Here is an 11613-nt window from a genome sequence, read left to right as displayed (position 1 = left end):
CGTTATAGCTATTTTTATAATCAGTTAAAACTGGCAAACGATATACTGGCATCTGTTGATCAAAATACAGAGGACGAGAAGTTAAAACAATATATAGGTGAAGCAAAAGCTGTACGTGCTTTCGATTATCTATGTTTAGCTCCTTATTATCAGTTCAATTACGCAAGTAGCAAAGATTTGCCTTGTGTTCCCTTGGTTACTGAAGCAACTACAGAATTCAACAATAATCCGCGTGCTACCGTAGAACAAATCTATACACAAATTATGAATGACCTGAACGATGCTATAGACAAATTAGAAAATTATGATCGTAAAGGTGACAAGACTCGTATAGACAAGCAAGTGGCATATGGACTTCGTGCTCGTGCTAACCTATATATGGGAAATTGGGCAGAAGCAGCTAATGATGCATCTAAAGCAATGGAAGGTTATACCCCATATAGCCGCGAAGAGGTTTCTCAACCTGCTTTTTACAATCTGAATGACCATAATTGGATGTGGGGAATTAGTATTACAGCAAGCGATGTAACCAAAAATGGTGGCAATCCTTCATGGCCATCACACTTAGGATCATTCTCTGGTGCATCATATGCTGCTGCAGTAGGTGTATATAAACGTATCAATACATTATTGTACAATGTAATACCGGAAACAGACATCCGTAAGCAATGGTGGGTAGACGAAGATCTGCATTCTGACCTTCTGAACGGACAAGTTTTGGGGGAAGCTAGTGGACAGGACATTCCTACATATACAATTACTGACGTTAAAAAGGCTTATGTGCCTTATACAAATGTAAAGTTCGGTATGAAAAGTGGTATAGGAAGTGCTACAAATGACTGCGACTGGTGTATCATGCGTGTAGAAGAAATGATGCTGATCGAAGCAGAAGGTCTTGCCATGAGTAACCAAGAAGGAGAAGCCAAATCCAAGCTTGAAGCATTTGTTAAAAATTATCGTGATCCAAGCTATACTTGTACAGCCTCAACCAAAGAAGCTTTACAAGATGAAATATGGAAACAGCGCCGTATTGAGTTATGGGGAGAAGGTTTTGCTATGGCAGATATCATGCGTTTAAATAAACCTGTCGTACGTTTTCATGGAACAGATAAAGGAAATTGGCCTGATGCTTTTTGTTTTAATATAGAAGCTAATGATCCATATCTTTTGCTCCGTATTCCACAAAAAGAATCAAATAACAATGCAGGAATTGTAAATAATGCAGGAGGAACAAAACCCATATCTTTACAAAATCCAAACTTGAAAGACGGAGTTACCGACTAACTAATATAATTCTAAAAATAAGACTATTATGAAAATCTTAAATAAAATATTATTTTCTGGAGCAATCTTTACAGCTGCTTTCCTGAGTGGATGTAGTGATGATGATTATACTCCAGGAGAGGCAAGCAATGCAAGCGGTATAAACGTATACTTCGAATCACCAACCAACGCTGAAGTTGCTTTAGGACCAAATGATGCAGAATTTACAGTTACAGTAGGAAGAAACCAAACGGATAACGCATTATCAGTTCCCCTGAAAATGACAAGTGTCTATTCTGATATGTTTGAAGCTCCGACACAAGTAGATTTTGCACAAGGAGAAAGCAGCAAGACCATTACCATTAAAATAGGTAATGGCATGGAAGTGTTCGAGTTTTATCCGATGACTCTTGTCATTGATCCGGCATATACTCAGGCTTATACACAGTCAGAATATTATCCTCGTTTGGAACTGAATATTGTAAAAGAAGACTACATACCTTATGCTGACGGTAAATTTTCTGATTATATCATGAGTCCGGATGAGAATCCGATAGAAACAGACCAGGAAATGGAATATTCAGCCATTTTGAATATGTATCGCTTAAAATCATATTGGGGTACAGGAACAGGTAGTATTATTTTCTCATGGGAAGGTGATAAAGTAACTTTGCAGTCAACATCAATTGCTACAGGTATAAACGATGCAACTTATGGCGCTATTACAGCTTCGCTTGCAGAAGAGGCAACCTATGATGAAGCAAGCCAAACCTTTACTTTTCCTTTTGAGTTCTTAGTGAGTGCAGGTAGCTTTGGTATATACGAAGAAAGCTATACAATAACTTCATTGAAGTAATATTTCTAAAAGTACAAAGGAGAATGTTTCCACATTCTCCTTTTCTTTTATCAACCTTTTACATTTCTATACTCCAGTCATGATCAATAATTTATTTCAATGATGATGACCCAGACGGACTGACTTATAAAGTTTCAGGATTCCGCCGCACAGGTTTCCCTGCTGATGATTTTTAATTTATTTTGTAAATATAATTAATGAAATTACTCCTGCTGTTTTTCAAAATGGCAGGAGTTTTTTTATAAAAGGATACCCTGATAATCCTAAATTTACACCTCATATATACAATAAAAATCAATACAGTCATAGAACCATAAAAACTGTATTGTGTATTTTCCTAACTTTATATACTTTTAATAAAAATAAAAATTTAATAAAATTAATCCAATGAAAAAGATTTTGTTTTTAGCAACACTCCTGATCAGTGTTTTTTGTTTTTCATCATGTTCTAAAGACGATGAAGCTATCGAAGTAAATCAGTTAGAAGGAGTATGGGGTATGACTGCCGTTAACGGATATTACTATTATGAAGGTGAAAAAATTCCTTATAATGAAAACTTCAATCCTTTTGAACCTACAGATGACTGCGAAAAAATTACTATAGAAAAAACAGACGGTAATAAATACACTGTAACTCACTATGAATACTATAGTGGTACTTGGCGTCAATACGATAGTGAAAACTTCTACCTGGAAGGAAACAATATGATTCCGGAAAACATGGAGGGAGTCGATGTATCTACCGCAAAAATACTTGAAGCCTCTTCAGACAGACTTGTTATCGAAACAACAGGAGCAGACGAATACGGTAGTTTCTATGATAAATATACATATACACGCATGGCAGAATAATCTGCATTTCAATAAAACAACACGAGAGAGGATGCTAAACAACATCCTCTCTCGTGTTGTTTTATTTATTCTTTATCCATAAATTTGTGATATCAATATAATATCAATTAAATATGAGTTTATGGAAACAAAAGAATTAAATTTCAGAGGATTTAAAGCTAACGGATTTCTCATGCTGGCTATGCACCTGTTATTGATCTCAGGCATCATTATTTGCTGCTTTATGCAAATGACAACTCCATTCTTCATATTGGGTGGAGTACTCTTGCTTATCTGGTTTATTTTATTTGGTGGTTATATGCAACTGGAACCTAATGAAGCGCGTATCATGGTCTTTTTCGGGAAATATAAAGGAACTTTCAAAGAGACAGGATTCTTTTGGGTAAATCCTTTCATGAACAAGAAAAAATTATCCTTACGTGCCCGTAACCTTGATGTAGAACCGATCAAGGTAAACGATAAAATAGGAAATCCGATTCTTATCGGTCTGGTACTGGTATGGAAACTGAAAGATACATACAAAGCCATGTTCGAGATCGATTCACAAACTATGGCGAGCGATACGACCTCTTCTGGTAACGGCAAAGAAATCAGTGTTGGAAATGCTGTAGCCAATCGTATGAATGCTTTCGAGAACTTTGTGAAAATACAGAGTGATGCAGCTCTTAGACAAGTAGCCGGACAATATGCCTACGATGACAATGAAGCGGGAACCGATGAACTTACTCTACGTTCGGGAGGAGAAGAAATCAATGAACAACTGGAACAAAAGCTGAACGAACGTCTGGCTATGGCCGGCATTGAAGTCGTAGAGGCACGTATCAATTATCTGGCATACGCACCGGAAATCGCTGCCGTCATGCTACGTCGTCAGCAAGCTTCTGCTATTATCAGCGCACGCGAAAAAATCGTAGAAGGAGCCGTATCAATGGTGCACATGGCACTCGACAAGCTTTCTCAGGAAGATATCGTAGAGCTGGATGAAGATAAAAAAGCTGCTATGGTAAGTAACTTGCTTGTTGTGCTCTGTGCCGACGAAGCCGCCCAGCCGGTTGTGAACACAGGAACGCTGAATCATTAATCAAGAAAACGGCCAATGGCAAAAAAAGAGAATACGACTAAAAGTTTCGTTCTACGTGTAGATGCCGCAACGATGGAAGCTATCGAAAAATGGGCTGCGGATGAATTTCGCAGTACCAATGGGCAACTTCAGTGGATAATCAACGAAGCATTACGCAAAAGCGGAAGATTAAAGAAAACTGATACAAAAGAAGAATAATATGTTCACCATCAATTTAGGTCCGTTTTCCGGAAAAAACACTCCTGAAATACATTATCATCCATCTATCGCAGATAGGATATTGGAAGGCACAGCAGCTCTCTGCCTGCTTTCTGGCATCGGAATAGTATGCTGGAATTATTTCCACACAGACATCCTCTCTGATTATGGAGTATATGGAATATTCATCAGTATAGTAGTATTTGCTTTATTGTTTGGAGGGGCCTATGCCCCCGTACGTTGTATCAATTTTCCGGTACGCATTGGAAAACATAATGTTGTCAAACAATATATACTGGTCATTAAACTCATACGTATCTTCAATATCTTTTTGACAATGTTTATGGTTGCAGGCATTTTATCTGACTATTATAAATGGGCAGCAATCTTAAAAGTTATTTCATTGATAATATGTGTTTTATCGATTGGCGTATATTATATACTGGCATTCCGATACAAGTAAAATTTACAAAATAAGAAAGGACAGCAAATTCTACTGAAAATCTGTACAAATAATTGTAACTTTCGTACAGATTTCTATAAAAAATTGCTGATGTTTTTATAAAAACATCAGCAATTTTTTTCTTAAACAAGTTTTCTTCTGTTTTTCCCTTTTGCACCCTTCACATACATGAGTTATTATACGATAAAAGTAAAATTCAATCACCCCATTTTTCAGTCTAGAATTGGAAATAAATAAACGGCTGTATGTCGCTGCTCTTTACCTGTATGACCAGAAATATCAGGGCTATCAGAATCAATGCCTGTCCTACCAACGGCATGCGTGTCATGCCACGGCTACATGCATTCTGCCAGCTATCCGGACACCAATGAAGCACATATCCTATTCCCATCAGCACGAATACTTTCCAGTATCCTTCTACGAGTTGCACGAACAGTTCGGGATGGAAAGAAGTGAATATCTGACGAATCATCGATACCGAACCCTCGAATTCGGTGTTACGGAAGAATATCCAGCAGAAACATACGAAATGGAAGGTAATGATGACAGCAAAAACACGTCGCCAGCCGGTACTGCGGTAGTTCTTGGGGCGATGGAACAGACTGCGGATAAATTTATGCACGGCCAGAGCTACACCGTGAAGTGCTCCCCAGATAATGAAATTCCATGAGGCTCCATGCCACAGACCTCCCAAAAGCATGGTCAGAATAAGATTGATATAGGTACGTATCTTGCCTTTCCGGTTTCCTCCCAACGAAATATACAGGTAGTCACGCAGCCAGCTGGACAGAGATATATGCCAGCGATGCCAGAAATCGGTTACACTGTCCGACTTGTAGGGTGAATCGAAGTTTATCGGGAAACGGAAGCCCAACAGCAAAGCAATACCGATTGCCATATCACTGTATCCGGAAAAGTCGCAGTATATCTGTAAGGCATAGCCATAAACACCAAATAGGTTCTCCAAACCGGAATACAGACTGGGATTATCGAAAATACGCTCTACAAAGTTTATACTTATATAATCGGATATAACGGCTTTCTTAAATAATCCGCTCACAATAAAGAATACTCCTTGTCCGAACATTTCTTTCGAAACAAACAGGGGCTGACGGATTTGCGGAATAAAGTCGCGGGCACGTACGATGGGACCTGCTACAAGCTGTGGAAAGAATGAAACATAAAACACATAGTCCAACAGACTGTCGAGTGGCTTCAAATCACGGCGGTATACATCGATAGTGTAGCTGAGCGACTGGAACGTAAAGAAAGATATTCCTACGGGAAGGAAGATATCGAAAGCTTCATAATGACCGTTCCACAACGGACAGAGTATTTCATAGAAAAAGTTAGTATACTTAAAATAGCACAACAGCCCTAAATTGATACATAAGCTCACTACAACCAGCATTTTACGTTTCCAAAGAGTCTCGGTACGTGCCATTCTAGCGGCCAAGAGATAGTCGCTTACAGAAACGATTCCCAATAAAAAGAAATAGACACCGCTACTCTTATAATAAAAATAATAAGAGAAAGCTGATACAAAAAGCAGACGTGCCGTAGTACGTTTCTGCAAAAGTGCGTATATCAGGCTGAATCCGAGGAAAAGAAACAGAAACAGTCCGCTGCTGAATATCATCGGCTGCCGGGGATCGTAAGTCAGTATGTCTGCCAGTTTAGTCCAATCTAGTTGCCACATAATTATTGTATGCTTTTATAAATGCTTCATGTAATAATAATCCTTGTAAAGTATATCCTTCGCGGGTAAAATGTATTTTATCGCGCTGATACATTTTTGCTGCATTCCAGTTAAGGCAGGCACGTTGCCGGCCGCCTACAATGTCGTACATATCCCAGATAGCAATGCCATGTTCACGGGCAAATTCCAACTCGTTTTCTACAACCAGCGGTGTACGTGGATTGATAACTCTGCCTCTTCTCCCGTTTCTGACATATGCTCCCGGAGGAGTTGTCATGAGAAAATGAACATCAGGACACGCTGTCTTCAACATATTTATCAGATGGCTCATAGCTTGTGTATGCTCTGAAGCATTATAACGCCGTGCGTGTGCCTCATTGGTCCCGAATGACAGTATGACCAGATCGGGATGTAAATCTACAATTTCACGAATGCGTTCCGGAGTAGAATAAGTCTGGCAGGTTGCTCCGTTTACACCAAGAATATGGTATACTATGCCGTTCGAACCTGTTTCCTTTGCTATTCCAGAGGTCTGGTACGATACAGGAATATGCTCTACTGCCTTTGCTCCAAAATCATCTTCCAGACAGCAACGCATTACATAGGGAAAAACATGACCTCTGACGTGTGAATCGCCTATATGTACAATACGTAACGGACGGTCTAATTCTCCGAGCTTTTCCCAAAAAGGATATAAAGAGCCCGCAGGATCTGTCAGTTCGTTTTCTGTAACATTCTTGAAAACATCGGGCATCGGGCTGTCTACTGCAACAAACTGCATGAGTTGTTTCATCTCACGGCTTGGATAGACGGGGGATGAATGTGTATCCGGCTTTGGACATACAGGTATAGCATCCTGTGCATACCCCGGCCTCACAACTAATAGTCCCAGAGCACTAAGCAGATAAAAAATCAGAACATTCAGCTGTTTCATAGTGCATTAATTTTCATATGCCTTACGCTTTTCGTATTGTTCCTTGTCGTACATCAGCGCTTCGAACAATATTTTTGCCAGATGTTTTCCTCCTCGGAAATTAATATGCGTATAGTCATAATTTGCCATTGCCGGTTTGCTGTTTACCATTTCTACCATACTTCCTTCCCCTCCCATCGCTTCGAACATATTCCAAAAAGCAACATGAGTATTTGCAGCCAAAGCCTGCTGGTAGCGGATGAGATTTTTTACTCCAGGCATAGTTCGCAACTCTCCGGTTTCTGTTTTATTTTCTCTGTCACCGATTCCGATTATCAGAATAGCTGCTTCAGGAAAAGCTTCTTTCAGATGTCTGACAACTTTCTCCATTTCGTGTGTGTAATAAGAATAGTTCGATACATTTTCGGAAGCGACATTCAATCCATATTGCAAAACAATCAGATCGTAGGTACGCAAGCGGTTGTATGCTTTCAAGATAGACAGAGGAATGCTGGCCAGTTGCTGTCCGCTACTGCCTCGGGTACTGAAATTATCGAGTATAACTCCTTCTTTCGAATCCATTGTAGCAGCAAAGCACCGGGTATTTTTTCCAGCCTGCAATACGTTCCAAGATACATTTCCTATTCTACCTTCTACCTGGGCAACCTGCATTCCCGTACTGTCGCCGGGGAAAATGTATTCTGTATCCTCACCTCCATTGACTTGTACGGACAGTTTTACGGAATCAGACGAAAAGAAATAGAAAGAAGATATATCGCATGTATCCAAACAAGAAGTATAATTTTTACCACCTTTCAGACTGACAGATGCTCCCTGACGAGGGATAAAATAATGATTGGATATATCTTGCATGGAACGATGAAAGGCAACGGAATCGGTTATAGCATGACTCTCCCACCCGCTGAAAGTGTGTTTTACAGTGGGACGGAATCCAGCAATACGGGAAGTTACAGGCACGTATCCTACACCTCTTCCTCCAAACTTCTGCTGGAACAGAGTACGTAAATCGGCTGTCAATATATCACCTTCTATAAAGGAATCACCAAAATAAGCGATACGAACGGGACGATTGAGTGAAGCACGATTCTCCAAAGCTTCATAGAAAGCTCCCATTCCCAACTCTAAAGAATCTGCATAGTCTTCTATACAGGTCATACCAGCCTTACAGGTATCAACAAATATAGGCTTTGCCACAACAGGCAAAGGTATGGAATCGGTATCGGAAACTTCTTCGATTACAGGATCAGGACGTAAGTCGGATAATAAATCGACCTTACGCAAAGGACTCCCGTTAAAATTTACAGGAGGCAAATAATAGAGTGCCAATAGTCCGCAGACTACCAGTAATGTAAAGACAAAAGTTATTGTTATTTTATTCTTCATCGATGATTCTTTGCAAACAGCTGCAAAGATAGAGGTTTTTTGAAGAATATAGGGGGTATTATCAAGGCTTTTCTTTTACAGACTGCAAAAAAGCATCTACCATCTGCATACCTTTCGGGGTAGTAATTCCTCTCATATGCAGGAAAGTAACTTCACTATAGATTTCTGAAATAGGGTAATTTTCTGTTATATCCGAATATATCAGCATTTCCATCTGCATCGACATTGCCTGATTAATAATGGCAAAATTTATATCATCACGGAATATGCCTTCTTCTACTCCCTTTTGGAAATGTACCAATGCCGCTGCATCGTTCAATTTCTGATGTTCGCGTATATATGTCAACACATTAGGATATTTACGTAAATCGCGGAAGAAAAGCGGATTTATCTGTCCCAACTCATTCAACTTACGCTTATAAAAAGCAAAGATTACTTCCAGAGCATTCTCAGCTCTGGAAGCAACTTCGCTAATGTATGTACTCATCTCTTGCTGGTGCATGGCAAACACTTCCAGCAAAAGCTGTTCTTTATCGCAGAATAGCTCGTAAAGAGTCCGTTTGGATATAGAAAGTGCGCACGCAAGACTGTCCATATGAACATTCTTGATGCCAGATTTGGCAAAAGCACGGGAAGCTTCCAGTATTACTCGTTTCATCAGCTCTGCTCTGTCACACTTATTTCTCTTTACGCCTGCCATAAAATACAATTAATGAATAATGCCTAACTTCGATGTTTTTACAAACTCTATAATCCGTTCGATTTCCGGACTATTAGGAACTTGTTCCTGAATACGAAGCAATGCATCGTGCTGAGAAGTATTTGCCTTATACAGAATACGATATGCCTGAGCAATATGTTTAATCAGAGTTTCAGAGAAACCTGCAAGCTCGAGCACTTTCGTATTTATGCTGTAAAAAGCAATAGGTTCGTGAGCTGCCACGATATAAGGAGGAATATCTTTGATAAAACGGCATCCTCCCTGTACCAGAGAGTAACTTCCCAAACGTGTGTTACCCTGCATCAGCACATTGGATGTAAGAATCGCACAGTCCTGGATAATACAATTACCAGATACCTGCGAGCCATTTCCGATAATACAATGATTTCCAACTTCAACATCATGTGACAGACGTGCACCTGTCATAATGAAGTTTCCATCGCCAACGCTTGTAGCATGTCCGGCATGTGTACCACGAATAATCAGAGCATTTTCACGGATTACATTATTATTGCCAATATAGGCTAATGTATCTTCACCTGTATAAGCAAAATCCTGTGGAACTGCAGCAACAACAGCTCCCTGATACACTTTATTGCCATTTCCCATGCGAGTACCACTCATCAAGCTGGCATAAGGCATAATCACATTATCGTCGCCTATCTCGACATTTTTGTCGATATAAGCAAACGGATGTACCGTAACGTTTTTCCCAATCTTGGCAGACGGGTCAACGTAAGCTAAAGGACTAATCATAGTTTCTTTCATATTTAAGGTTAATTATTCTCTTCCTCCTCCCAAAGCACTATACAAGTTTATAACAGCTTGCATACGCTGGAAATTATCAGAAACCTCGCTCAGCTGTGCACTCAGCAAATTCTGCTGTGCTGTCAGAATTTCCAGATAAGTGGCTGCTCCACTCTGGAACAAAGCTTTGGTATAAGTAACAGCTTTATCCAACTGTTCTACCTGTCCACGGTCTTCTATAAGTTTCTTGTTCTGTGTATCATATAAGAACAATGCATCACTTACTTCCTTACCAGCTTCCAATATCGTCTGCTGATAGTTCATCTTGGCAATTTTTTCTTCTGCCTTAGAAACTTTCAAATTGGCTACCAGTTTGCCATTATTGAATATAGGTTGAGCCAATGAAGCCAGTGCCTGCAACATAAATTCACCCGGATTAACTACAGATATACCTGAACCGTTTGTCCATCCGGCTGTTCCTGTTATGTTCAAACCTGGATAGAATGCTGCACGGGCAGAATTCGTGGTATAATAAGCTGCTGCCAATGTCATTTCTGCCATCTTTACATCAGGACGATTTTCCAGCAACTGCAATGGTACACCGGCAGTCAATTCTTCAGGCATCACCTGTTCGTCCAGAGTATTACGGTCGATAGTTTGCGGAGCTTTAGCCAGTAATACAGCCAGAGAGTTTTCTGTTTCGCGTACCTGACGTTTCAAATCCATCAGCGAAGCTTCTACCTGATGACTAGCAGCACGCATCTGTGCAACTCCCGCTTCGGTTGTCATACCAGCCACTTTCATAGCTTCCATTACACGTACATTTTCTTTGTAGATGGCAGCAGTTTCTGTTGTAATTTCCACCTGACGGTCGAGCATCAGCAACGAATAATAGATATTGGCTATGCCACAGATAATCTGTGAACGTACTGCCTGTTCCGCATACTTGCTTTGTTCATAAGCAACTTTCTGTCCACGTTTTGTATTGAGAATCTTGCCAAACAAATCGATTTCCCAACTTGCAACAGCTGGAAGTTGATAAGCTTTTACATAACTTCCTCCTCCCATACTAGTTGTTGTTCCTTGAGGAGCCAAGTTTATAGAAGGCAGATACGACAGTTTTGCAGCAGTCAGCATCACTTTTGCTTCCTGTACACGAAGAGCTGCAGCCTGCATATCTACATTGTTTGCCAATCCTTCTTCAATTAAAGCCTGCAATTTTGCATCGCGAAAGACTTCTTTCCATGGCAAGTTTCCCATATTTGAAGTATCGGCAACCAACGTATCGGTAGCCGACGCCGGGTCACGATAGATGCCTGAGGCATCTATCGATTCCGGACGATCGTAAGCTTTATAGATGTGACAACTGCTCATCATGGCAGCCAGACACATCGCACCTAATATTTGTTTTTTCAT

Annotated in this window: 12 protein-coding genes; 6 read left to right on the top strand and 6 right to left on the bottom strand. The window is 40.1% G+C overall.

The window, feature by feature from the left end:
- The 6 genes from ACZM60_RS05760 to ACZM60_RS05735 all read left to right on the top strand — a co-directional run.
- The coding region (locus tag ACZM60_RS05760; protein WP_489521017.1) for a RagB/SusD family nutrient uptake outer membrane protein at positions 1-1284 on the top strand (1284 nt) is incomplete at its 5' end.
- Positions 1285-1312: 28 nt separating this feature from the next.
- Positions 1313-2119 (top strand): hypothetical protein, encoded by an 807-nt coding sequence (locus ACZM60_RS05755; RefSeq protein ID WP_489521016.1) that lies wholly within the window; start codon positions 1313-1315, stop codon positions 2117-2119.
- A gap of 387 nt (positions 2120-2506) precedes the next feature.
- Positions 2507-2971 (top strand): lipocalin family protein, encoded by a 465-nt coding sequence (locus tag ACZM60_RS05750; RefSeq protein ID WP_489521015.1) that lies wholly within the window; start codon positions 2507-2509, stop codon positions 2969-2971.
- A gap of 121 nt (positions 2972-3092) precedes the next feature.
- Positions 3093-4052, top strand: a complete 960-nt coding sequence (locus tag ACZM60_RS05745; RefSeq protein ID WP_489521014.1) for an SPFH domain-containing protein — start codon at positions 3093-3095, stop codon at positions 4050-4052.
- Between the two features lie 15 nt (positions 4053-4067).
- Complete coding sequence (locus ACZM60_RS05740; protein WP_489521013.1) at positions 4068-4250, top strand: type II toxin-antitoxin system antitoxin; 183 nt, start codon at positions 4068-4070, stop codon at positions 4248-4250.
- 1 nt (position 4251) lies between these two features.
- Complete coding sequence (locus tag ACZM60_RS05735) at positions 4252-4713, top strand: hypothetical protein (RefSeq protein WP_317337836.1); 462 nt, start codon at positions 4252-4254, stop codon at positions 4711-4713.
- Between the two features lie 217 nt (positions 4714-4930).
- Here ACZM60_RS05735 and ACZM60_RS05730 read toward each other — a convergent pair whose 3' ends face one another.
- From ACZM60_RS05730 to ACZM60_RS05705, 6 genes are all read right to left on the bottom strand, one after another.
- Entirely contained in the window at positions 4931-6412 is a 1482-nt protein-coding gene (locus tag ACZM60_RS05730; RefSeq protein WP_317337837.1) for an MBOAT family O-acyltransferase, read from the bottom strand.
- Entirely contained in the window at positions 6390-7346 is a 957-nt protein-coding gene (locus ACZM60_RS05725; protein WP_204459752.1) for a GDSL-type esterase/lipase family protein, read from the bottom strand. Before ACZM60_RS05725 ends, ACZM60_RS05730 begins: the two co-directional genes overlap by 23 nt.
- 6 nt (positions 7347-7352) lie before the next feature.
- The gene (locus ACZM60_RS05720; RefSeq protein ID WP_022125264.1) at positions 7353-8729 is read right to left on the bottom strand and encodes an SGNH/GDSL hydrolase family protein; all 1377 of its coding nucleotides are present in this window, start codon (positions 8727-8729) and stop codon (positions 7353-7355) included.
- 61 nt (positions 8730-8790) lie between these two features.
- Positions 8791-9387: a TetR/AcrR family transcriptional regulator gene (locus tag ACZM60_RS05715; protein ID WP_489521012.1), complete on the bottom strand. Its 597-nt coding sequence runs from the start codon at positions 9385-9387 to the stop codon at positions 8791-8793.
- 51 nt (positions 9388-9438) lie between these two features.
- A complete protein-coding gene (gene lpxA, locus ACZM60_RS05710) occupies positions 9439-10206 on the bottom strand; it encodes an acyl-ACP--UDP-N-acetylglucosamine O-acyltransferase (RefSeq protein WP_489521011.1) in 768 nt (255 codons plus the stop codon).
- A gap of 24 nt (positions 10207-10230) precedes the next feature.
- Positions 10231-11613 (bottom strand): TolC family protein, encoded by a 1383-nt coding sequence (locus tag ACZM60_RS05705; RefSeq protein ID WP_489521010.1) that lies wholly within the window; start codon positions 11611-11613, stop codon positions 10231-10233.

The sequence above is a fragment of the Phocaeicola sp. genome (assembly GCF_057861905.1).
This window is presented reverse-complemented; position numbering and strand designations above follow the sequence as displayed.

Bases quoted from the DNA above. Each gene is read 5' to 3' on its own strand.
- ACZM60_RS05755 (WP_489521016.1), top strand. From the start codon at position 1,313: ATGAAAATCTTAAATAAAATATTATTTTCTGGAGCAATCTTTACAGCT.
- ACZM60_RS05750 (WP_489521015.1), top strand. From the start codon at position 2,507: ATGAAAAAGATTTTGTTTTTAGCAACACTCCTGATCAGTGTTTTTTGT.
- ACZM60_RS05745 (WP_489521014.1), top strand. From the start codon at position 3,093: ATGGAAACAAAAGAATTAAATTTCAGAGGATTTAAAGCTAACGGATTT.
- ACZM60_RS05740 (WP_489521013.1), top strand. From the start codon at position 4,068: ATGGCAAAAAAAGAGAATACGACTAAAAGTTTCGTTCTACGTGTAGAT.
- ACZM60_RS05735 (WP_317337836.1), top strand. From the start codon at position 4,252: ATGTTCACCATCAATTTAGGTCCGTTTTCCGGAAAAAACACTCCTGAA.
- ACZM60_RS05730 (WP_317337837.1), bottom strand. From the start codon at position 6,412: ATGTGGCAACTAGATTGGACTAAACTGGCAGACATACTGACTTACGAT.
- ACZM60_RS05725 (WP_204459752.1), bottom strand. From the start codon at position 7,346: ATGAAACAGCTGAATGTTCTGATTTTTTATCTGCTTAGTGCTCTGGGA.
- ACZM60_RS05720 (WP_022125264.1), bottom strand. From the start codon at position 8,729: ATGAAGAATAAAATAACAATAACTTTTGTCTTTACATTACTGGTAGTC.
- ACZM60_RS05715 (WP_489521012.1), bottom strand. From the start codon at position 9,387: ATGAAACGAGTAATACTGGAAGCTTCCCGTGCTTTTGCCAAATCTGGC.
- lpxA (WP_489521011.1), bottom strand. From the start codon at position 10,206: ATGATTAGTCCTTTAGCTTACGTTGACCCGTCTGCCAAGATTGGGAAA.
- ACZM60_RS05705 (WP_489521010.1), bottom strand. From the start codon at position 11,613: ATGAAAAAACAAATATTAGGTGCGATGTGTCTGGCTGCCATGATGAGC.